The 20901-nt window shown below is 64.6% G+C and carries 21 protein-coding genes; 17 read left to right on the top strand and 4 right to left on the bottom strand.

What is annotated here, in order from left to right; translation table 11 throughout:
* Positions 1 to 74 precede the first annotated feature (74 nt).
* The 3 genes from F6X39_RS02395 to F6X39_RS02385 all read right to left on the bottom strand — a co-directional run bounded on the left by F6X39_RS02395 (position 75) and on the right by F6X39_RS02385 (position 2174).
* Positions 75 to 437 (bottom strand): hypothetical protein, encoded by a 363-nt coding sequence (locus F6X39_RS02395; RefSeq protein ID WP_090800761.1) that lies wholly within the window; start codon positions 435 to 437, stop codon positions 75 to 77.
* Between the two features lie 198 nt (positions 438 to 635).
* Positions 636 to 1586: an Hsp33 family molecular chaperone HslO gene (hslO, locus tag F6X39_RS02390; RefSeq protein WP_187615435.1), complete on the bottom strand. Its 951-nt coding sequence runs from the start codon at positions 1584 to 1586 to the stop codon at positions 636 to 638.
* A gap of 63 nt (positions 1587 to 1649) precedes the next feature.
* On the bottom strand, positions 1650 to 2174 hold the full coding sequence (locus tag F6X39_RS02385) for a gamma carbonic anhydrase family protein (protein ID WP_187615434.1): 525 nt from the start codon (positions 2172 to 2174) through the stop codon (positions 1650 to 1652).
* 279 nt (positions 2175 to 2453) lie between these two features.
* Between F6X39_RS02385 and F6X39_RS02380 the strand changes: the two genes are divergently transcribed.
* The 10 genes from F6X39_RS02380 to F6X39_RS02335 all read left to right on the top strand — a co-directional run bounded on the left by F6X39_RS02380 (position 2454) and on the right by F6X39_RS02335 (position 11637).
* Positions 2454 to 3359, top strand: coding sequence for a ferritin-like domain-containing protein (locus F6X39_RS02380; protein WP_187615534.1), 906 nt, complete (start codon positions 2454 to 2456; stop codon positions 3357 to 3359).
* Positions 3360 to 3429: 70 nt separating this feature from the next.
* Positions 3430 to 4314, top strand: coding sequence for an alpha/beta fold hydrolase (locus F6X39_RS02375; protein ID WP_187615433.1), 885 nt, complete (start codon positions 3430 to 3432; stop codon positions 4312 to 4314).
* A gap of 178 nt (positions 4315 to 4492) precedes the next feature.
* Complete coding sequence (locus F6X39_RS02370) at positions 4493 to 5323, top strand: 3',5'-nucleoside bisphosphate phosphatase (protein WP_184057307.1); 831 nt, start codon at positions 4493 to 4495, stop codon at positions 5321 to 5323.
* 113 nt (positions 5324 to 5436) lie between these two features.
* Positions 5437 to 6072 (top strand): L-threonylcarbamoyladenylate synthase, encoded by a 636-nt coding sequence (locus F6X39_RS02365; RefSeq protein ID WP_090800752.1) that lies wholly within the window; start codon positions 5437 to 5439, stop codon positions 6070 to 6072.
* Between the two features lie 56 nt (positions 6073 to 6128).
* Positions 6129 to 6791, top strand: a complete 663-nt coding sequence (locus F6X39_RS02360) for a site-2 protease family protein (protein WP_184067599.1) — start codon at positions 6129 to 6131, stop codon at positions 6789 to 6791.
* Positions 6792 to 6797: 6 nt separating this feature from the next.
* The gene (locus tag F6X39_RS02355; protein ID WP_187615432.1) at positions 6798 to 8000 is read left to right on the top strand and encodes a tryptophan--tRNA ligase; all 1203 of its coding nucleotides are present in this window, start codon (positions 6798 to 6800) and stop codon (positions 7998 to 8000) included.
* Between the two features lie 28 nt (positions 8001 to 8028).
* Complete coding sequence (locus F6X39_RS02350) at positions 8029 to 8631, top strand: class I SAM-dependent methyltransferase (protein ID WP_187615431.1); 603 nt, start codon at positions 8029 to 8031, stop codon at positions 8629 to 8631.
* Positions 8632 to 8674: 43 nt separating this feature from the next.
* Entirely contained in the window at positions 8675 to 9592 is a 918-nt protein-coding gene (dapA, locus tag F6X39_RS02345) for a 4-hydroxy-tetrahydrodipicolinate synthase (protein ID WP_184004131.1), read from the top strand.
* Between the two features lie 123 nt (positions 9593 to 9715).
* Positions 9716 to 10855 carry an outer membrane protein assembly factor BamC gene (gene bamC, locus F6X39_RS02340; protein WP_184022417.1) on the top strand — a complete coding sequence of 380 codons (1140 nt, stop codon included), beginning with the start codon at positions 9716 to 9718 and terminating at the stop codon, positions 10853 to 10855.
* 8 nt (positions 10856 to 10863) lie between these two features.
* Positions 10864 to 11637, top strand: coding sequence for an MBL fold metallo-hydrolase (locus F6X39_RS02335; RefSeq protein ID WP_090800741.1), 774 nt, complete (start codon positions 10864 to 10866; stop codon positions 11635 to 11637).
* A gap of 145 nt (positions 11638 to 11782) precedes the next feature.
* Here the strand turns inward: F6X39_RS02335 and F6X39_RS02330 are convergent, their stop codons facing one another.
* Complete coding sequence (locus F6X39_RS02330) at positions 11783 to 12481, bottom strand: Bax inhibitor-1/YccA family protein (protein WP_018417558.1); 699 nt, start codon at positions 12479 to 12481, stop codon at positions 11783 to 11785.
* A 268-nt stretch (positions 12482 to 12749) separates the two neighbouring features.
* On the opposite strand from F6X39_RS02330, the gene ndk reads away from it, so the two are divergent.
* The 7 genes from ndk (at position 12750) to bamB (ending at position 20559) form a co-directional block, all read left to right on the top strand.
* Complete coding sequence (gene ndk / locus F6X39_RS02325; protein ID WP_187615430.1) at positions 12750 to 13175, top strand: nucleoside-diphosphate kinase; 426 nt, start codon at positions 12750 to 12752, stop codon at positions 13173 to 13175.
* A gap of 210 nt (positions 13176 to 13385) precedes the next feature.
* Positions 13386 to 14537 (top strand): 23S rRNA (adenine(2503)-C(2))-methyltransferase RlmN, encoded by a 1152-nt coding sequence (gene rlmN / locus F6X39_RS02320; RefSeq protein ID WP_184067611.1) that lies wholly within the window; start codon positions 13386 to 13388, stop codon positions 14535 to 14537.
* A gap of 212 nt (positions 14538 to 14749) precedes the next feature.
* Entirely contained in the window at positions 14750 to 15874 is a 1125-nt protein-coding gene (locus F6X39_RS02315; RefSeq protein WP_187615429.1) for a helix-turn-helix domain-containing protein, read from the top strand.
* Positions 15875 to 15959: 85 nt separating this feature from the next.
* Positions 15960 to 17276, top strand: coding sequence for a flavodoxin-dependent (E)-4-hydroxy-3-methylbut-2-enyl-diphosphate synthase (gene ispG, locus F6X39_RS02310; RefSeq protein ID WP_187615428.1), 1317 nt, complete (start codon positions 15960 to 15962; stop codon positions 17274 to 17276).
* Positions 17277 to 17297: 21 nt separating this feature from the next.
* A complete protein-coding gene (hisS, locus tag F6X39_RS02305) occupies positions 17298 to 18638 on the top strand; it encodes a histidine--tRNA ligase (protein WP_090800731.1) in 1341 nt (446 codons plus the stop codon).
* 66 nt (positions 18639 to 18704) lie between these two features.
* Positions 18705 to 19334 (top strand): YfgM family protein, encoded by a 630-nt coding sequence (locus F6X39_RS02300; protein WP_090800729.1) that lies wholly within the window; start codon positions 18705 to 18707, stop codon positions 19332 to 19334.
* A gap of 79 nt (positions 19335 to 19413) precedes the next feature.
* A complete protein-coding gene (gene bamB, locus F6X39_RS02295) occupies positions 19414 to 20559 on the top strand; it encodes an outer membrane protein assembly factor BamB (protein WP_184067625.1) in 1146 nt (381 codons plus the stop codon).
* Positions 20560 to 20901: the final 342 nt, after the last annotated feature.

Below are 20901 nucleotides of genomic sequence, written 5' to 3'. Positions count from 1 at the left end.
CTCGCAGGAAGGCGCAAAAAAAGCGCGGTTCATCTTGAACCGCGCTTTTTTGTTTTTATGCTGCCGTGTTCGCCCTACCAGCCCCAATACGGCCCGAACCCGACGCCGATCCCGGTTCCCCAGCCACGTCCCCAGCCGCCGCTCGAGAAGCCCGCGGAAAACCTCACGGGCGGCGAACGCGAGTAATAGCGCGACCAGGCTTGCGCGGCGGCGTCCGCGGCCATCGTCTGATTCTGTTCGAACATGACCTGTTGCTCGATCGCGTCATAGCGCGCGCGTTCCTCTGGTGTCAGCGTCTGCGTATGACTGATGGCTTCGGCCTGATCGGGCGGCAGACGGCTCAGAATCGGCGCTGGGCCACGCGGATCGATCGAGCAGCCGGCCAGCACCGCGCTGCCGGTGAGGACGGCAAGGATCAACGAAAGCGTGTGCTTCATGGTCGAATCTCCATCGGTCCGAGGCTCGAGCAAGCGTCTTCCAACGCGCGGCGCCGCATCCTTCCAAAGTATCAACGCCGCGCTCAAAAGCAACGCGCCGCCCGAGCCGTGACGAGGCATGGGGCGGCGCGGTCAGGACTTGCGTTGAAGAGCGCGATCAGTTCACGGGCACGTACTCCGCTTCGGCGAAAGCGCGGTCTAGTGCCGCTGCGTGGCCGCCGGCGTCACACCCTGTGAGAGTCCACCGGCCACGAAAAGTTGCGCGACGTCGACCGGGTCGAACTCGTAGCGCTGATTACAAAACTCGCAGTGAATCTCGACGTGGCCGCGTTCCTCGATCACGCTGTCGACTTCATCGCGGCCAAGCATCTTCAGCATCGCGCCGACTTTTTCGCGCGAGCACGTGCATTCGAAGCGCGCGGTAACCGGCTCGAAATGCTGGACGTTTTCCTGCCAGAACAGGCGTCGGAACACCGTCTCAGGTTCTTCCTTCAGCAGTTCGTCGTGCGACAGCGTGCCGCCGAGCGTGCACACGCGTTCCCACGTATCCGCGTCGAGCTCGCCCGGATGCGGGACGATGCCGCCGTCGCCCGGCAGTTTCTGCAGCAGCATGCCGACCGCGCGCTCGGTGTTCGCCGCGAGCCACATGCGCGTGTCGAGCTGCTCGGAGTGATGCATATAGTGCTCGAGCACCTCGGCGATCGACTTCAGCGCTCCGTCCACGCCCGACAGCGGCACGATACTCTGGTACGGCTGCTGGCCGGGCTGCTTGGCGGCCGGGTCGAGCGTGATCACGCAGCGGCCGTAGCCGCTCGCGTTCACCAGATCGATGAGCGAGGTCGTGTCGTCGATCGTATGGGCGGCTTCGCCGGACAGCTTCGCGGTGGCGCGCATCGTCAGGTTCGAGCTGCACTGCACGACCAGCATCTTGACCGGGCCATCGCCGAAAATCTGCATGACGAGCGTGCCGTCGAACTTCAGGTTCGCCGACAGCAGCGCGCACGCGGCCATCATTTCGCCCAGAATCGTTCGCACGGGCGCCGGATAATCGCGGCGCGTCAGCACGTCCTGCCAGGTATTGCGCAGGGAAACGATCTCGCCGCGCACCGGCGCCGCGCTGAACATGAATTTTTGCAACTGGTCGCTCACAACTTTTCCTCGCTGGAATGACGCGGCATGACGCCGCGCCTTTGCGCACCGCGCGCCGGCCGTCTAGCCGATGCGTACGAGCTGCGCCTTGAAATACTCGCGGCGCCCGGCATAGCTTGCCGCGCCGCGCTGCATGTTGGCGATATCCGCTTCCGTCAGTTCGCGCACCGCCTTCGCGGGCGCGCCGAGGATCAGCGTATTGTCGGGAAACACCTTGCCCTCGGTGACGATGGCGCCCGCTCCGACCAGACAGTTGCGGCCGATCACCGCGCCATTCAAGACCACCGCCTGAATTCCGATCAACGCGCCTTCCTTGATCGTGCAGCCGTGCAGCATCGCCTGATGGCCGATCGTCACGTTCGACTCGACCGTCAGCGGATAGCCGGGGTCGGTGTGCAGCACCGCGCTTTCCTGCACGTTGCTGCCGGCGCCGATCGTGATCGGCTCGTTGTCGCCGCGCAGTGTCGCGCCGAACCACACGCTCGCGTTCTCCTCGAGCGTTACGTTGCCAATGATGTTCGCCGAATCCGCGACGAACACGCTTTCATGAATGATCGGGGCGGCTTCGGCCAGCTTGTAAATCGTCACAATGTCTCCTTGTTGGTCAGAGCCGGGCCTTCGGTGACTCCGATCCTGTGCACGATGATGGTCTGATCGGTTGCCACGCAACGGCGGGGCGGCGCGCAGCCGGCGCGGTGCGAGGTTGGCGGTCTTGCGTCGCCGACTGATGGGCGTGCCCGAAAGCGCGCCGGTTGGTCGAATCGGGTATTGTAAACGGTTGTGTGCATGAGCCGCTTGGCCGCTCGCGCGCGGCTCAGCCGCCGTCTGTCCGCCGTCTTTACCGCTTCCAACGCCGATCCGTTTGTCATGACGTCCGCCGCTTCGCCCGTTTCTGTCGCTTCTCCCGCATCGAATTCTCACGACGAGCCGCCGTGCGCGCGCCGCGCCGCGCTCGCCGCGTTGCGCGAGCGGGATCCGGCCGCGAAGGCCGCGGCTGCCCGCGAGCTGTACGCTGCGGTACTCGACGGTCGCGCGCTCTGTGACTCCGGCCTCGATCTCGCCGAGCCCGCTGGCCTGCCGGGCCGCCCCGAACGGCCCGAACTGGTCGAACCGCGCCAACTCGGTCGACGCAGCATGCAGTCGCCGCAGGGCCGCGCGGTGCTGCTCCACGCGCTCGCGCACATCGAGTTCAATGCGATCAATCTGGCGCTCGACGCCGTCTGGCGTTTCCCCGGCATGCCCGCCGGGTTCTATACCGACTGGCTCAAAGTCGCCGCCGAAGAGGCGTATCACTACTCGCTGCTCGCCGCGCGTCTTGCCGAATATGGCCACGCGTACGGCGACTTCCCGGCGCACGGCGGCCTATGGGACATGTGCGAGCGCACCCGTGGCGACGTGCTCGCGCGCATGGCGCTCGTGCCGCGTACGCTCGAAGCGCGCGGCCTCGACGCGTCGCCGCCGATCCGCGCGCGTTTGCAGCAGGCCGGCGATCACGCGTCGGCGGCGATTCTCGACGTGATCCTGCGCGATGAAATCGGCCATGTGCTGATCGGCAACCGCTGGTTTCGTCACCTGTGCGACGCGGACGGCCTCGATCCGCACCACACCTATCTGCGTCTCGCCGACCAGTATCACGCGCCGAAACTGCGTGGCCCGTTCAATTTCGAAGCGCGCCGCGACGCTGGTTTCGACGATGCCGAACTCGCCGCGCTCGCGAGTCAGGATGCGCAGCAAGCCATGCAGGCAACGGACGACCGAGCATCGCGTCAATAAACCGTTACCACTTCTTGCGCCGCTGTTCCTATAATCGAACGACCATTCTTTTTTTACGGGTGCGCCGTTCATGAATACATCCCGCTCCGAGTTCGTTGCCGCGCGCGGCGTCCGGCTGCACGTGCGGCGCTGGGGCCATCCCGATGCGCGGATACTGTTCATGCTGCACGGCTGGATGGACGTCGGCGCGTCGTTCCAGTTCGTCGTCGATGCGCTCGGCGGCGACTGGCAGGTGATCGCGCCCGACATGCGCGGCTTCGGTCTGTCCGACTGGCCGGTCGCCGAGCGCGGCGGCGGCAGCTACCGGGTGCAGGACTATCTCGGCGATCTCGATGCGCTGATCGACCACTACGCGCCCGACGGCCAGGTGAACCTCGTCGGTCACAGCATGGGCGCGAACGTCGTGTGCCTGTATGCGGGCGTGCGGCCGCAGCGGGTACGGCGCGTGGTCGATCTGGAAGGCTTCGGGCTCGCGCCATCGCATTCGGCGCAGGCGCCGAAGCGCCTGCTCAATTGGCTCGACGACTTGCGCGATCCACCGCAGCTCAAGCGCTACGCGTCGCTCGACGAGGTCGCCGCGCGCCTGATCAAAACCAATCCGCGCCTCGATCCGCGGCGTGCGCAGTTTCTCGCGCAGCACTGGTCGAAGCCGGATGGCGAAGGGCGCTTCATGCTGCTCGCCGATCCGGCGCACAAGGTCCGCGGCCCGACGCTGTATCGCCTCGACGAGGTGATGGCGGTGTGGCGTAAGGTCAGCGCGAAGGTGCTGCACGTCGAGGCCGCCGGCTCGCCGACGCTCGCGCAGATCGCCGGCGACATTCCGCTCGACGAATTCAAGGCGCGTTTCCAGGCGTTTCCCGATTGGCGCGAGAAGATCATCAACGGCGCGGGGCACATGGTGCATCACGACCAGCCGGAGCAGATCGCCGCGTTGATCGAGGGGTTCTGCGCCTGACACCGCGCCTGAAGCGCCGTTTGAAACGGCGCTCGTGGGTCGCCCGGAGGTCGCGGGATCGGCGCTGACTGGTCTTGACCTCGCGGCACGCCGGCAACCGGCACTGGCGTCGCGAGATACCCCTGCGGCCCCTTACTGCATTGCAGTAAAATGCCCCCAGAACCCTTCCAGGACCACGATGAACGCCGATCTTCACTGCCACTCCACCGTTTCCGACGGCCAGTTCGCGCCGGCCGACGTCGCGCGCCGCGCGCACGCTAACGGCGTGACGCTGTGGGCGCTCACCGATCACGACGAAGTGGGCGGCCAGCACGAGGCGCGCACCGCGGCCGAGGCTCTCGGCATGGATTACCTGAGCGGCGTCGAGATTTCGGTCACGTGGGCGGGGCGCACCGTGCACATCGTCGGACTCGGTATCGATCCGGGCAGCCAGATCCTGATCGACGGTCTCGCCCGCACGCGCGACGGCCGCGCCGCGCGCGCCGAAGCAATCGGCGAGCAACTGGCCACGCTCGGCATTCCGGACGCGTACGAGGGCGCGCTGCATTACGTATCGAATCCCGACATGATGTCGCGCACGCATTTCGCGCGCTTCCTGGTCGAGCACGGCCACTGCGCAAACACCCAGGAAGTGTTCGACCGCTATCTCGGCGACGGCAAGCCGGCTTACGTCGCGCACCGCTGGGCCAGGCTCGCCGACGCACTCGGCTGGATCCAGGCCGCGGGCGGCGTCGCGATCGTCGCGCATCCCGGTCGCTACGCATATTCGCAACTCGAATTCGATGCGTTCTTTGGCGAATTCATCGACCTCGGCGGCGAGGCGATCGAGGTCGTGACTGGCAGCCACACGCCCGACCAGTACCGCGAATATGCGGACGTCGCGCGTCGCTATGGCTTCGAGGCCTCGCGCGGTTCCGACTTCCATGCGCCTGGCGAAGGCCGCATCGAACTCGGTGCACTGCCGCCGCTACCCGCCGATCTGAAGCCCGTTTGGGAACGCTGGCTGTGACCGCGCGCCGTGCCGGAGCGGCACGGCGCGCGCGCGGGCCGGCTGGATGCGGCACGCGCTCTGCTCGCCGCAGCCCATCCGCCGCAGTTCGTCTGCCGCCATCGTGAGTCTCCATGTCCCAATACTTTCGGCTTCACCCCGACAATCCGCAACCGCGTCTCGTCAAGCAGGCCGTGCAGATCATCAACGGCGGCGGCGTGGTCGCCTTGCCGACCGATTCGACCTACGCGCTCGCCTGCCGTCTCGACGACAAGGATGCGGTCGAACGCCTGCGGCGCATCCGCGGACTCGACGAAAAGCAACTACTGTCGCTGCTCGTGCGCGATCTGTCGGAGCTCGCCAATTTTGCTATGGTGGACAACTGGCAGTACAGGCTGCTTAAGTCGGTGACCCCGGGTCCGTACGTGTTCGTGCTGCAGGCCACCAAGGAAGTGCCGCGGCGCGTGTCGCATCCGTCGCGCAAGACGATCGGCCTGCGCGTGCCGGATCACGCGATCACGCTCGCGATTCTCGAGGAGCTCGGCCAGCCGCTGCTCGGCTCGACACTGATCATGCCCGGCGAAACCGAGCCGCTGAACGACCCCGAGGAAATCCGCGCGCGGCTCGAAAAGCAGCTCGATCTGGTGATCGACGGCGGCGCGTGTGTGTGCGAGCCGTCCACAGTAATCGATCTGACCGGCTCGGAGCCGGTGCTGGTGCGGGCAGGGCGCGGCTCGCTCGCGCCGTTCGGTCTCGAGGAAACGGCGTGAGCGTCGTGAGCGAAAGCGGACAGACGCGCGCGAGCGCGTTGTTACAATAGCGAGTTATGGATTCTTCCCTGATACAAACCATTGCGGTGTACGCGCTGCCGGTGATCTTCGCGATTACGCTGCACGAGGCTGCGCATGGCTACGTCGCGCGCTGGCTCGGCGACAACACCGCGTACGTGCTCGGCCGCGTGTCGCTGAACCCGATGCGGCACATCGATCCGCTCGGCACGATCGCCATTCCGCTGCTGCTGTACTTCGCGACGAGCGGCGCGTTCGTGTTCGGCTATGCGAAGCCGGTGCCGGTCGCGTTCGGCAATCTGCGCAACCCGCGCTGGGGCAGCCTATGGGTCGCGGCGGCCGGGCCCGTGTGCAATTTCATCCAGGCGCTGTTCTGGGGCGTGTTCGGCGTTGCGCTCGCGGGGCTCAATGTCAACGAACCGTTTTTCACGCGCATGGCGGGCGCGGGCGTCGGCGTCAATCTCGTGCTCGGCGTGCTGAACCTGTTTCCACTGCCGCCGCTCGATGGCGGCCGCGTGGTGATGGCCCTGTTGCCGCCGAAGCAATCGATCGCGTTGTCGCGGCTCGAGCCGTACGGCTTTTTCATCGTGATGGCGCTGGTGATGACGGGTACGCTCACGCGTTTCTGGTTGAGGCCACTCGTGACGCTCGGGTATAGCGCGATCACCGCAATTCTGACTCCACTTGTTTCGCTTTTCTAAATAACCATGTTCCCAGACCGTATCTTCTCCGGCATGCGGCCCACCGGGTCGCTGCACCTCGGCCACTATCATGGCGTGCTGAAAAACTGGGTGCGGCTGCAGTCCGAATACCCGTGCTTCTTCTGCGTGGTCGACTGGCATGCACTGACGACGCACTACGAAACGCCCGAAGTGATCGAAAAGAACGTGTGGGACGTGCTGATCGACTGGCTCGCTTCCGGCATCGATCCGGCGCAGGCGACGCTGTTCATCCAGAGCAAGGTGCCCGAGCATGCCGAGCTGGCGCTGCTGCTCGGCATGAGCACGCCGCTCGGCTGGCTCGAACGCGTGCCGACCTACAAGGAGCAGATGGAAAAGCTGAAGGACAAGGACCTGTCCACCTACGGCTTCCTCGGCTATCCGGTGCTGATGGCGGCGGACATTCTGCTGTATCGCGGCTCGCTCGTGCCGGTCGGTGAAGACCAGGTGCCGCACGTCGAGATGACGCGCGAAATCGCCCGTCGTTTCAACTACTTGTACGGCCGTGAGCCGGGCTTCGAGGAGAAGGCGAACGAAGCCGCGAAGAAGCTCGGCGGCAAGCGCTCGAAGCTGTATCACGAGTTGCGCAACGCGTATCAGCAGGAAGGCGACGACGAAGCGCTCGAACGTGCGCGGGCGATGCTGCAGGAATCGCAAAGCCTGTCGATGAGCGATCGCGAGCGCCTGTTCGGCTATCTCGAAGGTTCGCGCAAGATCATCCTCGTCGAGCCGCAGGCGATGCTGACCGAGGCGTCGCGCATGCCGGGTCTCGACGGCCAGAAGATGTCGAAGTCGTACGGCAACACGATCGGCCTGCGCGAAGACGCGGAAACCATCACGAAGAAGGTCCGCACGATGCCGACCGACCCCGCGCGCGTGCGCCGCACCGATCCGGGCGATCCCGACAAGTGCCCGGTGTGGCAGTTGCATCAGGTCTATACCGACGAAGCGACCCACGAGTGGGTGCAGAAGGGCTGCCGCTCGGCAGGCATCGGTTGCCTCGATTGCAAGCAGCCGGTCATCGAAGGGATTCTGCGCGAGCAGCAGCCGATGCTCGAGCGCGCGCAGAAGTACATGGACGACCCGTCGCTGTTGCGCGCGATCGTCGCCGATGGCTGCGACAAGGCACGCCGGTTCGCGACCGAAACGATGCGCGACGTCCGTGAGGCGATGGGGCTGTCGTACAACTGATGCGCACCCGACGCACCGCGGTGCAGCGATGAGCACGCCCGTTACCAGTGGCTTGCATGGCCTCGGTGAACCGTCGCGCTGGGTGCGTCACTGGGCGCACCTGATCGCGCCGGGCGGCGCGGTGCTCGACGTCGCGTCGGGGGCCGGGCGGCATGCGCGCTTTTTTGCGTCGCTCGGCCATCCGGTCACCGCGATCGATCGCGACGCGGCTGCTCTCGACCTGCTGCGCGACGCGCCGCTCGTCACACCGCTCGTGGCTGATCTCGAAGGCGCGACGTGGCCACTACCGGCCGATGCGGCGTTCGCCGCCGTCGTGGTCACCAACTACCTGCACCGGCCGCTTTTTCCGCGGTTGCTGCGCGCGCTCGCGCCCGGCGGCGTACTGGTTTACGAGACCTTCGCGCAAGGAAACGAAAGCGTCGGCAAACCCTCCAATCCGGCGTTTTTGCTCGCGCCTGGCGAGCTGCTCGACACCGTGCGGGGCCACCTGCGGGTGATCGCATTTCAGGACGGATTTCTCGCCGAGCCGCGTCCGGCCTACGTTCAGCGCATCTGCGCGGTTCGGGAAACGGCCCGGGCGCATGATCCCGCACGGGCAACAGCGCCACCTTGTTACGAGTTGGCTGGCTAATCCGCTACAATCGCGGTTTACCTGATCATATTCATGGCGTTTCATGACTAACGGCAACCACAGCGGTCACCAGGACGGCGTTCAGATCCGCGGCAGCATTCCTGCCATCATCACTCCGATGCTCGAAGACGGCAGCCTCGATCTGCCGGCGTTTCGCAAACTGATCGACTGGCACGTCGAGGAAGGCACGAATGCGCTCGTCGTGGTCGGCACGAGCGGCGAGTCGGCCACGCTGTCGGTCGAAGAACACGTGCTGATGGTCAAGACCGCGGTTGAGCACACCGCTGGACGCATTCCTGTCATCGCGGGCGCGGGTGCCAATTCCACCGCTGAGGCGATCGAACTCACGCAACACGCGAAGGACGTCGGCGCGGATGCCACGCTGCAGGTCGTGCCGTACTACAACAAGCCGACCCAGGAAGGCATCTACCGCCATTTCGCGAAGATCGCCGAAACCGTCGATCTGCCAGTGATTCTGTACAACGTGCCGGGCCGCACCGTCGCCGACATGAGCAACGAGACCATCCTGCGCTGCGCACAGGTGCCGGGCATCGTCGGCGTGAAGGAGGCCACGGGCAACATCGACCGCGCCGCGCATCTGATCAAGTCGGCGCCGGCGCATTTCGGCATCTATAGCGGCGACGACCCCACCGCGATCGCGCTGATGCTGCTCGGCGGTCACGGCAATATTTCAGTCACCGCGAACGTCGCGCCGCGCGCAATGAGCGAACTGTGCAAGGCCGCGCTCGCCGCGGACGTGAAGACCGCGCGCGACATTCATCTGAAACTCCTGTCACTGCACAAGTACCTGTTTGCCGAAGCGAATCCGATTCCGGCGAAGTGGGCGCTGCAGCAACTGGGGCGTGTGCAGGGCGGCATCCGCCTGCCGCTCACGCCGCTCGACGCGCAATACCACGAAGTGGTGCGCGGCGCGCTGCGCGAAGCGGGCCTGCTCGGCTGAACGGGCCGACCGTCCCGCCGCCCACGCAAGACCGCCACCGGCATTTCATTAACCGACGTCGCTTCAGCCCACGTTCCCGGCAGATCGAACGAGGCATCGCGTTCCAGCATCACGAAGGACCTCATGAAACGTTCCGCACTTTCCCTCCACGCAACCCGCATGGCGGCGCTGGCGCTTGCCCTGTCGACGCTCGCCGGCTGTGACACGCTGAACGACTGGTTCGCTTCCGACCGCGTCAACTACAAGGCGACCTCGAGCGCGCCGCCGCTCGCCGTGCCGAGCGATCTGAGCACGTCGCCGAACGACCAGCGCTATGTGGCACCGCCGGCCAATCTGGCGCTTGGTGGCACGCCGACGCGCGCTGTCACGGCGGCCGGCAACGCGACCGAAGGTCAGCCGAACGCGCAGGATCCGCTCGGCATGCATATCGAGCGCGACGGCGACCGTCGCTGGCTGGTGGTAGACGGCCGTTCCCCGGAACAGCTCTGGCCGCAGCTGCAGGAGTTCTGGCAGGAAAACGGCTTCGTGCTGAAGACCGATGCGCCAGCCACCGGCATCATGACGACCGACTGGGCGGAAAACCGCGCGAACATTCCGGACGACTGGTTCCGCCGCACGATCGGCAAAGTCATCGACTTCGCCTATTCGTCGGGCACCCGCGACAGTTTCCGCACGCTGGTATCGCGCGGTCCGGACAGCGCGACCGATATCTCGATCACGCACAGCGCGATGGAAGAGGTGATGACCGGGCAGGACAAGACGTCTTCGCGCTGGGAAGAGCGTCCGCGTGATCCGGCGCTCGAGGCGCTGTTTCTCGCCAAGCTGATGCAGAAGTTCGGCCTGACTGAAGCACAATCGAAGCAGCTGCTGACTGACGCGCGCACCGCCGCCGCGCCGACCACGATCGAGCAGAACGCGGGTGCGTCGACGCTCGATCTGCAGGAGTCGTTCGACCGTGCCTGGCTGCGTGTGGGCCTCGCGCTCGATCGCACCAACTTTACGGTCGACAACCGCGATCGCGAGAAGGGCATCTACTACGTGCGCTACGCGGATTCGATGCAGGAACTGAAGAAGGAAGGCCTGTTCGGCAAACTGTTCTACAGCGGCAATTCGACGCGCAAGCCGGGCCAGGAATTCCTCGTCAACGTGCGCGCGAAGGGCGACGCGGTGACGCAGGTCGCGGTCGTCGACGCGAATGGGCAGATCGACACGTCGTCGGACGCGCAGCGCATCGTGTCGCTGCTGCACGCGCAACTGAACTAAGGCGGGTCGTGCGCTTCGCAAGTCTCGGCAGCGGCAGTGAAGGCAATGCGCTGCTGGTGGAGGCGCGCAGCGGTGCGGTCACCACGCGTGTGCTGCTCGATTGCGGTTTTTCCGCGCGCGAAGTCGAGCGGCGTCTGACGCGGCTCGGCGCGAGTGCCGAGCACCTCGACGCGATCCTGATTACGCATGAACATAGCGATCACATCGGCAGCGCATTGACGCTGGCGCGCAAGTGGTCGATTCCGCTGTACATGAGCTGGGGCACCGCGCGCGCGGTGGGCGCCGACGAAGCCGATGTTGACCTGCAGGTGCTGTGGGGCGACGAGGCGGTATCGATCGGAGAGCTCAGCGTTCTCCCTTATACCGTTCCGCACGACGCCCGCGAACCGCTCCAATACGTGTTCTCGAACGGCGCGAGCCGGCTTGGCGTGCTCACCGACGTGGGCACGTCCACGCCGCATATCAGCGCGGTGCTGAGTGGCTGCGACGCGCTCGTGCTCGAATGCAATCATGACGTGCAGATGCTCGCGGGCAGTCGTTATCCGCCGTCGCTGAAGGCGCGTATCGGCGGCAATCACGGGCATCTGAACAATCACGCGGCAGCTGAAATCCTGGCGTCGCTCGACCGCTCGCGCTTGCGGCATCTGGTCGCAGCGCATCTGAGCCAGCAGAACAATCTGCCGGAACTTGCGCAGGCGGCGCTGGCGGGCGTGCTTGACGCGGCTCCCACGGAGGTGGTGGTTGCGTCGCAGAGCGAAGGTTTCGCGTGGTTGACGGTGTGACTGTGGCGCCCGGTTGGCGTCCAGTCGCGCTGCACGCCATGCGCCGGGTGGTCAGGTAATGAAAAAGCCCATAACGAGCAATCGTTATGGGCTTCTAATTTGAGCGTCGAGTGCGGCGTGGGGCGCGCCGCACGACCGGGCAAACTTAATTGCGGTTGCCGCCAAAAATGCCGAGCAGCGCAAGCAGATTGACGAACACGTTGTACAGATCCAGGTAGATCGCCAGCGTCGCCGTGATGTAATTCGTCTCGCCGCCGTTCACGACGCGCTGCACGTCGAACATGATGTAGGCGGAAAAGATCACGATTGCCATGACTGAAACCGTCAGCATCAGCGCCGGCAGTTGCAGGAACACGTTCGCGACCGAAGCCAGCAGGATCACGATCACGCCCATGAAGAGCCACTTGCCGAGGCCCGAGAAGTCGCGTTTGCTGACCGTGGCGATGGTCGCCATGGCCGCGAAGATCACACCGGTGCCACCAAAAGCGAGCATGATCAGCGACGGGCCGTTCGAGAAGCCGAGCACGAACGCGAGAATGCGCGACAGCATCAGCCCCATGAAGAACGTGAAGCCGAGCAGTACGAAGACGCCGACGGCGCTGTCCTTGGTGCGCTGGATCGCGAACATGAAACCGAAGGCGATCGCGAAGAATGCCAGCATGCTCATGGCGGGGCTGGTGGCGGCGAACAGTGAGAAGCCGGTGGCAAGACCCACCCACGCGCCGAGCACGGTCGGAATCATGGACAGCGCGAGCAGCCAGTAGGTATTCCGTAGCACGCGGTTGCGTGTTTCGACCGTGCTGACCGCGCCGTTGCGGCCAAACATATACGGATGTTCGTTCATGATCTCTCCTTACCTCGGAAGCGTGTTTCGTGATGGTGATACGGCAATTTGCGAAGCGCCGGCGGGCGCACCGTTCATCCGTAAGATTAGCGCGGCAGCACGGAGTTTCAATACCTCCAGTCACCCACATGGCCTACGCTACCAGTATTTCGCGCCCTTTGCTTTGATCCTTTCAGTGTTGTAAGGGTTCAATCGCAATGATGCACGGGAACATGCTACAATAGCGGATTCATTTGAATCTGTAACTTCTTAATTTTTTGGAGTTTTTATGGCGATCGAGCGCACCCTGTCGATTATCAAGCCGGACGCAGTGGCCAAGAACGTGATCGGCCAGATCTATACCCGTTTTGAAAGCGCTGGTCTGAAGATCGTGGCATCGCGCATGGTTCATCTGTCGCGTGCTGACGCCGAGAAGTTCTACGCCGTGCACGCAGCACGACCGTTCTTCAAGGACCTCGTCGAATTCATGATCTCGGGTCCGGTGGTCGTGCAGGCGCTGGAAGGCGAAAACGCGATCCTGAAACACCGTGATTTGATGGGGGCGACTGACCCGAAAAAGGCAGAAAAGGGCACGATCCGTGCCGACTTCGCGGACAGCATCGACGCCAACGCGGTGCACGGCTCGGACGCAGCGGAAACGGCCGCGATTGAAATCGCATTCTTCTTCCCCCAAGTCAACGTCTACTCGCGTTGAGCGCCTCGCGCTGAGGTCAGGCACTGGCCTCGGTCGTAAGCCGTGTCCGCCTGGCGCGTTTCGTGCAGCCGAATTGTTTTATCGCATGAATCGCGCGCGTTGCACGGCAAAGTAGTAAGGTAAAAGCAGCAGGAATGGGCGCGAACGGGCACGGCGTTCATGCAGCTTGTTGCATGAACGTAGTCTCGCAATGAAATGGCAGGATTCGATATGACGAGCAGTCCCTCCGTCAACCTTCTCGACCTCGACGCCCAAGGGCTCGTCGCCTATTGCGACAGCCTGGGCGAGAAACCGTTTCGCGCCAAGCAATTGCAGCGCTGGATTCATCAATACAACGCTGCCGACTTCGACGGCATGACCGATCTCGCGAAGTCCTTGCGCGAAAAGCTCAAAGGGCGCGCCGCGATCACGATGCCGGACGTCGTCAGCGACCACGTTTCGTCGGACGGCACACGCAAGTGGCTGATCGACGTCGGAAACGGCAACGCCGTTGAAACCGTCTACATCCCCGAAGAAACGCGCGGCACGCTGTGTGTGTCGTCACAGGCTGGGTGTGCGGTCAACTGCCGGTTCTGCTCGACCGGCAAGCAGGGGTTCTCCCGCAATCTCACCACCGGCGAAATCATCGGCCAGTTGCGCATGGCTGAGTTTGCGCTGCGCGCGTCGCGCGGTGATGCCGGCGGCCGCGCGATGGGGGGCGACGGCAAGGGCGAGCGCGTCGTCACGAACGTCGTGATGATGGGGATGGGCGAGCCGCTGCTCAATTACGACGCGGTCGTGCCGGCCATGCGCCTGATGCTCGACGACAATGCGTACGGCCTGTCGCGCCGGCGCGTCACGTTGTCCACTTCGGGCGTCGTACCGATGATGGACCGGCTCGGCGCGGATCTGCCCGTGGCGCTCGCGGTGTCGCTGCATGCCTCGAACGACGCGCTGCGCGACGTGCTGGTGCCGCTCAACAAAAAGTACCCGCTGCGCGAGCTGATGGCGGCGTGCGAGCGCTATCTGAAAGTCGCGCCGCGAGATTTCATTACGTTCGAATACTGCATGCTCGATGGCGTGAACGACAGCGAGGCGCACGCGCGCGAGTTGCTCGCCGTCACGCGTAACGTGCCGTGCAAGTTCAATCTGATTCCGTTCAATCCGTTCCCCGAATCGGGCCTTATCCGTTCGAAGCCGGAACAGATCAAGCGGTTTGCGCAGGTGTTGATGGACGCTGGCGTGGTCACCACTGTGCGCAAGACCCGCGGCGACGATATCGATGCTGCCTGCGGTCAGCTGGCCGGCGCGGTGAAAGACCGCACGCGTCTTGCTGAGCGCACCGGGAAGGCGGCGAAGGTGATCGAGGTTCGCGCCGTGTAATCGCGAGGGGCGGCAGGGCGTCGGCGTTCGGCGGAAAGCACCGCGAGCGCAAAAATGCTCCCATGCCACCGGCGATTAAAAGAAAGTTTGCAGAATCGATCGGGAGCGGTACACAAAGCCGCACATTTTGTTATAAACGGTCTGCGATTTGGACGTGACGCTCGAGCCCGTCCGGTCGCACGATTAAAAGAATCGACGCGAAAGGATTTGGGATGAGTGAGCCGCAGCACCCGCAGCCGCACGAGACAGACACGAGCGATGGCCATCCGGCACCCGTTGCAAGGGCGGTGGTCCAGCCTGTCGTGCAGCCGGCCCTTGATTCGTTGGCAGCGGTTGGCGCGCGCTTGACCCAGTTGCGCGAGTCGAAAGGCTGGACTATCGAGGACGTGTCGGCGCGGCTGAAGGTGTCGGTCGTCAAGCTGAGCGCGCTCGAGGCGGGCGACGTCAGCCATCTGCCGGACACGACGTTCGCACTCGGCGTCGTGCGCAGCTACGCGAAAATGCTGGGCGCCGATCCGGCGCCTTTTACGGCGGCGCTGCGTCGCGAGAAGGGCGTGCCGGCGCCGAATCTGTCGATGCCGGCGTCATCGGGCAAGGATCTGCCGCGCGGCAAGGTTTCGCTGTCGCTCGGCGACAGCGGGCATAAGAGCCGTTCGTGGCTGTGGGGCATTGCGGCGATCGTCGTCGCGGTCATCGCACTCGGGATGTGGCGCACTAACGGCGGTGATTCGTCCGCGTGGCTCGCGCGCCTGAAGGCAAGCGCGAATAGTTCGACTATCAGCGACACGGCGGCTTCGGGCGCGGTCGCTCAGGGTCCGGCGACGGCGGCGGAAGGGGCATCGGCGCCGGACGCGGCGGCCACGGCTGACAACGCGGCGAGCGCGGATAATGCGGTGTCTGCGTCGGCAACGCCGATGCCGGCTCCGCTTGCCACTGGCACCGCGCCGGGCTCGGCCCCGGCAGCGAATACAGCGGCAACGCCGGCACCGAAGGCCGGCTCGCAGGCTCAGGCACAGGCCGCCATGGAGAGCGCAAATGCACCGGCGGTCGTGGCGAACGCGTCGGCACCGGCGGTCACGCCAGCGCTCGGCGAGGCGGTCGTCGCGCTGCGCGTGACGCAGGACAGCTGGTTCAGCGTGCGAGACAAGAACGGCAAGGAACTGTTCTCCGGCCTCGTGCATGCCGGCGATCCGAAGCAAGTGACGGGTGTCGGTCCGTTCAAGGTCACGGTCGGCAACAAGGCGGGTCTCGAGTCGGTGACGCTCGACGGCCAGCCGGTCGATCCGTCGAAATATGCGACAGCCAAGGGCAACGTGGCGCGCTTTGCGCTGCCTTGACAGATACGGTATGCGCCGCGGTCAACCGGTCCGCGGCGCTTTTTCAATTCAGGCGCTGCGTTTTTGCATAGCGCGTGCGGCGTAAATGGGTTTTTCGATGCAAACCGAAGCTCAATCCCAATCCTGTAGCAAGATCGTTTCAGACGAGCCGGTGTTCGGCGGCCCCGCGATGCGGCGCAAGTCGCATGCGGTCAACGTCCGCTGGGGCGGTCAGCTCGTGACCGTCGGCGGCGATGCGCCGGTGCGCGTGCAGTCGATGACCAACACCGACACCGCCGACGCGATCGGCACCGCTATCCAGATCAAGGAACTGGCGCAAGCCGGGTCCGAACTGGTGCGTATCACCGTGAATACGCCGGAAGCGGCGGCGGCCGTGCCGGCGATCCGCGAGCAACTCGACCGCATGGGCGTGATGGTGCCGCTCGTCGGCGACTTCCATTACAACGGCCACCTGCTGCTGCGCGACTATCCGGGCTGCGCGGAATCGCTGTCGAAGTACCGGATCAATCCGGGCAACGTCGGGCACGGCGCGAAGCGCGACACGCAGTTCGCGCAGATGATCGAGACGGCGGTCAAATACGACAAGCCGGTGCGCATCGGCGTGAACTGGGGCAGCCTCGACCAGGACCTGCTCGCGAAGATGATGGACGAAAACGGCTCGCGCGCCACTCCGTGGGAAGCGCAAAGCGTGATGTACGAAGCGCTGATCCAGTCGGCGATCGGCTCGGCGGAACGTGCGGTCGAACTCGGCCTCGGGCGCGACCAGATCATCCTGTCGTGCAAGGTCAGCGGCGTGCAGGATCTGATTGCCGTGTACCGCGAACTCGCGCGCCGTTGCGATTTCGCGCTGCATCTTGGCCTGACCGAAGCGGGCATGGGCTCGAAGGGCATCGTCGCGTCAACCGCGGCGCTGTCGGTTCTGCTGCAGCAGGGCATCGGCGATACGATCCGTATTTCGCTGACGCCGGAACCGGGCGCGTCGCGCACAGGCGAAGTGATCGTCGGTCAGGAGATTTTGCAGACCATGGGCCTCCGGTCGTTCACGCCGATGGTGATCGCGTGCCCCGGCTGCGGCCGCACCACGAGCACGCTGTTCCAGGAACTCGCGTCGCAGATCCAGACCTACCTGCGTCAGCAGATGCCGGTGTGGCGCGACCAGTATCCCGGCGTCGAGCAGATGCACGTCGCGGTGATGGGCTGCATCGTCAATGGTCCGGGCGAATCGAAGCAGGCGAATATCGGCATCAGCCTGCCGGGCTCGGGCGAGAATCCGGCCGCGCCGGTGTTCATCGACGGCGAAAAGGTGAAGACGCTGCGCGGCGAGAATATCGCGCAAGAATTCCAGCAAATCGTGAGCGACTACGTCGAGCGCCGCTATGGCCGCGCCGACGCGCTCAACTAAAAACCGGCTATCGAAACACAGATGACTGAACAGAAGAAAAAGCTCGAGAAGCTGTCTGGCGTGAAGGGCATGAACGACATCCTTCCGCAGGAAGCCGGGCTCTGGGAATTTTTCGAAACCACCGTCAAGTCGATGCTGCGTTCGTACGGATACCAGAATATCCGCACGCCGATCGTCGAGCATACGCAGCTGTTCACACGCGGTATCGGCGAAGTGACCGACATCGTCGAAAAAGAGATGTACAGCTTCACCGACGCACTGAACGGCGAAAACCTGACGATGCGCCCGGAAAACACCGCGGCCGTGGTGCGCGCGTCGATCGAACACAACATGCTGTACGATGGCCCGAAGCGTCTGTGGTATATCGGTCCGATGTTCCGTCACGAGCGTCCGCAGCGCGGCCGTTATCGCCAGTTCCACCAGGTCGGTGTCGAGGCGCTCGGTTTCGCGGGTCCGGATGCGGACGCGGAAATCATCATGATGTGCCAGCGTCTGTGGGACGACCTCGGCCTGACTGGCATCAAGCTCGAAATCAACTCGTTGGGCCTCGCTGAAGAGCGCGCCGCGCATCGTGTCGAACTGATCGCGTATCTCGAAAAGCACATGGACGTGCTCGACGAAGACGCGAAGCGCCGTCTCTATACGAACCCGCTGCGCGTGCTCGATACGAAGAATCCTGCGCTGCAGGAAGTTGCGCGGAACGCGCCGAAGCTGATCGATTTTCTTGGGGAAGAATCGCGCGCGCACTTCGAAGCTCTGCAGCGTCTGCTGAAGGCGAACAACCTTCCGTTCACGATCAATCCGCGTCTCGTGCGCGGTCTCGATTACTACAATCTGACCGTGTTCGAGTGGGTGACCGACAAACTCGGCGCGCAAGGCACGGTCGCGGCGGGCGGCCGCTACGATCCGCTGATCGAACAGCTCGGCGGCAAGCCGACGGCTGCGTGCGGCTGGGCAATGGGCGTCGAGCGGATTCTCGAGCTGCTGAAGGAGGAACAGCTCGTGCCGGAAGACGAAGGTTGCGACGTGTACGTGGTCCATCAGGGCGACACCGCGCGCGAGCAGGCGTTCATCATCGCCGAGCGTCTGCGCGATACCGGTCTCGACGTGATCCTGCATTGCAGCGCGGACGGTCAGTCGGCAAGCTTCAAGTCGCAGATGAAGCGCGCCGACGCGAGCGGCGCCGCGTTCGCGGTCGTGCTCGGCGAAGATGAGATCGCCAACGGCACGGTCGGCGTGAAACCGCTGCGCGATACGCAAGCCCACGGCGGTAAGAACGAGCAACAGAACGTGCCCGCCGAAGACTTGACCGAATATCTAATCAATGCGATGGTTGCATCCGCCGAAGACGGCGACGACTGATCGCGATGTCGTTGGGCCGGCTGGCTCGACACGCACACGTAGCAAGAATGAGGAAATCGCCGGGCAATGAGTTACCACGACGAACAAGAATCGATTGAAAGTCTGAAGGCATGGTGGACGCAGTGGGGCAATGCGACCACGTGGATCGTGCTGGTGGTGTTGCTGGCAGGCGCGAGCTGGAACGGTTGGAATTTCTGGCAGCGTCGTCAGGCCGCGGAAGCCGCGGTGCTGTATGACCAGGTTCAGCAAGCCGCGGCATCGGGCGATAAGGCGCAGATTGCGCGCGTCGCCGCCGACATGGAAGACAAGTTCGGCCGTACTGCCTACGCGCAGATGACCGCGCTGGGCGCCGCCAAGGCGCTGTACGCCGCTGGCGACGAAGCCGGCGCGAAAGCGCAGCTGCAATGGACGATCGATCACGCGAAGGACGACGAGTTCAAGCAGATCGCGAAGCTGCGCATGGCATCGCTGCTGCTCGACGACAAGGCATACGACCAGGGCCTCGCGCTCCTGGCCGAGCCACAATCCGATGCCTTCAAGGGCGTCGTGGCGGACCGCCGCGGCGACCTGCTCGCCGCCCAGGGCAAGCGCGACGACGCGCGCGCGGCCTACAAGCTCGCGCTCGACTCGCTGTCGAACAGCGACAGTTCGGCGCGCCAGCTGATCCAGTTCAAGCTGGATGCGCTTGGCGGCTGAGCGTCCCGCGCAGCGCGCCGCGAGCCACGACCGCAAGGCGGTCTCCTTTAATCCAATTTCCTGAATGCTTCGTCCACCGATGAATCTGCTGAAACGTTACGCCGTGCCCGTTATCTGTGCGATGACCGTTCTCACGCTGGCGGCTTGCTCATCCACGAAAGACGAGCGCCGTGTGCCGACGCCGCTCACCGAGTTCAAACCCGTGCTCGACGTGCAGCAGTCCTGGTCGGCAAGCGTCGGCAAGGCGGGCCGCTACCTGTTCTCGCCGGTTGCGGTCGGCAATGCCGTGTATGCTGCCGGCACGAATGGCACGGTCGCCAAGATCGACGCGCAAACGGGCAAGGACGTGTGGCGCGTCAAGTTGCACGATGATCTGTCGGCGGGCGTCGGCAGCGATGGCACGCTCACCGCGGTCGGTGGCTTGAAGGGCGACGTGTACGTGCTAGGCGCGGACGGCAAGCAGCTGTGGACCGCGAAGGCGCCGGGCGAGATCATTACGCCGCCGCTCGTCGGCAACGGCCTCGTGATCGTGCGCACTATCGACGGCCAGATCGTCGCGTTCAACGCGCAAACCGGCGAGCAGAAGTGGAACTTCCGCAACCGCGCCGTGCCGCTGAACCTGCGCGTGTCGTCGGGCATGACGTTCGCAGGTGACGCGGCCGTGCTGGCCGGCTTCCCGGGCGGCTCGTTCGCCGCGATCAACTTGCAGACGGGCGACGCCTACTGGCAGACGCCGGTGTCGTATCCGAAGGGCGTGACCGAGGTCGAGCGTATCAACGACGTGACCGGCCCGCCCACGCTGGTAGGTTCGGAGACCTGCGCGGTGACGTTCCAGGGCCAGATTGGCTGTTTCGACGCCAACTCGGGCCGCGCGCTGTGGGGCAAGCCGTTCTCGAGCACGAGCGGCCTCGCGCAGGATGAGCGCAGCGTGGTCGCCGCCGACGACTGGTCGGTCGTGTCCGCATTCGACGTGAGCAACGGCTCGGTGCTGTGGAAGAACGACACGCTGAAGAACCGCGACCTGAGCGTGCCGACGCTGCTCGGCCGCGCGGCCGTGTTCGGCGACTACAAGGGCTTCGTGCATTTCCTATCGACCGTCGACGGCACGCTCGTCGCACGAGTGAAGACCGACGGCAGCGCGATTACCGCGGCGCCGGTGCTGGCTGGCGACACGCTGGTCGTACAGACGCGCGACGGCGGCCTGTTCGGCTATCGTCCGCGCTGATCGCTATAAATGATGTCAGGCGCGCAGGCCGGCTTTGCCGGCCGCGCGCTTTTTAATTGAAGTCTGCGCCGGCTTTGGCGTGCGGCTCCTGCGTCGGGTTGCCATGCTGCCCGTCGCGTGATCGGGCAGGCTCAATAGAAAAAATCGCCGGACGGGCTGGTCCGGCAAGTCGGATCGAGGCTGTGGCCGCCGGCATGCAAGGCGGCGCGTGCGCTTCGTCGACGGCCTTGCAAATTAAAGACGACCTCGAACACGAGCGCGTCAGCCGTCGAGCAGCCCGGTCTGAAGCAGGCGCCCCCGGCGGCGTCTGTGCAGCCCACGCCCGTCCGCCTGGATGCGCAT

It is taken from the genome of Paraburkholderia sp. UCT2 (genome assembly GCF_014397665.1).
In the GTDB taxonomy this organism is placed as follows: Bacteria; Pseudomonadota; Gammaproteobacteria; order Burkholderiales; family Burkholderiaceae; genus Paraburkholderia; species Paraburkholderia tuberum.
This window is presented reverse-complemented; position numbering and strand designations above follow the sequence as displayed.

Excerpts from the sequence above, each read along its gene's own strand:
- F6X39_RS02355 (WP_187615432.1), top strand. The coding sequence starts at position 6,798 with ATGTTCCCAGACCGTATCTTCTCCGGCATGCGGCCCACCGGGTCGCTG.
- F6X39_RS02315 (WP_187615429.1), top strand. The coding sequence starts at position 14,750 with ATGAGTGAGCCGCAGCACCCGCAGCCGCACGAGACAGACACGAGCGAT.
- ispG (WP_187615428.1), top strand. The coding sequence starts at position 15,960 with ATGGGTTTTTCGATGCAAACCGAAGCTCAATCCCAATCCTGTAGCAAG.
- bamB (WP_184067625.1), top strand. The coding sequence starts at position 19,414 with ATGAATCTGCTGAAACGTTACGCCGTGCCCGTTATCTGTGCGATGACC.
- F6X39_RS02380 (WP_187615534.1), top strand. The coding sequence starts at position 2,454 with ATGACGTCCGCCGCTTCGCCCGTTTCTGTCGCTTCTCCCGCATCGAAT.
- bamC (WP_184022417.1), top strand. The coding sequence starts at position 9,716 with ATGAAACGTTCCGCACTTTCCCTCCACGCAACCCGCATGGCGGCGCTG.
- F6X39_RS02365 (WP_090800752.1), top strand. The coding sequence starts at position 5,437 with ATGTCCCAATACTTTCGGCTTCACCCCGACAATCCGCAACCGCGTCTC.
- F6X39_RS02350 (WP_187615431.1), top strand. The coding sequence starts at position 8,029 with ATGAGCACGCCCGTTACCAGTGGCTTGCATGGCCTCGGTGAACCGTCG.
- dapA (WP_184004131.1), top strand. The coding sequence starts at position 8,675 with ATGACTAACGGCAACCACAGCGGTCACCAGGACGGCGTTCAGATCCGC.
- rlmN (WP_184067611.1), top strand. The coding sequence starts at position 13,386 with ATGACGAGCAGTCCCTCCGTCAACCTTCTCGACCTCGACGCCCAAGGG.
- F6X39_RS02300 (WP_090800729.1), top strand. The coding sequence starts at position 18,705 with ATGAGTTACCACGACGAACAAGAATCGATTGAAAGTCTGAAGGCATGG.
- ndk (WP_187615430.1), top strand. The coding sequence starts at position 12,750 with ATGGCGATCGAGCGCACCCTGTCGATTATCAAGCCGGACGCAGTGGCC.
- F6X39_RS02330 (WP_018417558.1), bottom strand. The coding sequence starts at position 12,481 with ATGAACGAACATCCGTATATGTTTGGCCGCAACGGCGCGGTCAGCACG.
- F6X39_RS02395 (WP_090800761.1), bottom strand. The coding sequence starts at position 437 with ATGAAGCACACGCTTTCGTTGATCCTTGCCGTCCTCACCGGCAGCGCG.
- hisS (WP_090800731.1), top strand. The coding sequence starts at position 17,298 with ATGACTGAACAGAAGAAAAAGCTCGAGAAGCTGTCTGGCGTGAAGGGC.
- F6X39_RS02375 (WP_187615433.1), top strand. The coding sequence starts at position 3,430 with ATGAATACATCCCGCTCCGAGTTCGTTGCCGCGCGCGGCGTCCGGCTG.
- F6X39_RS02370 (WP_184057307.1), top strand. The coding sequence starts at position 4,493 with ATGAACGCCGATCTTCACTGCCACTCCACCGTTTCCGACGGCCAGTTC.
- F6X39_RS02360 (WP_184067599.1), top strand. The coding sequence starts at position 6,129 with ATGGATTCTTCCCTGATACAAACCATTGCGGTGTACGCGCTGCCGGTG.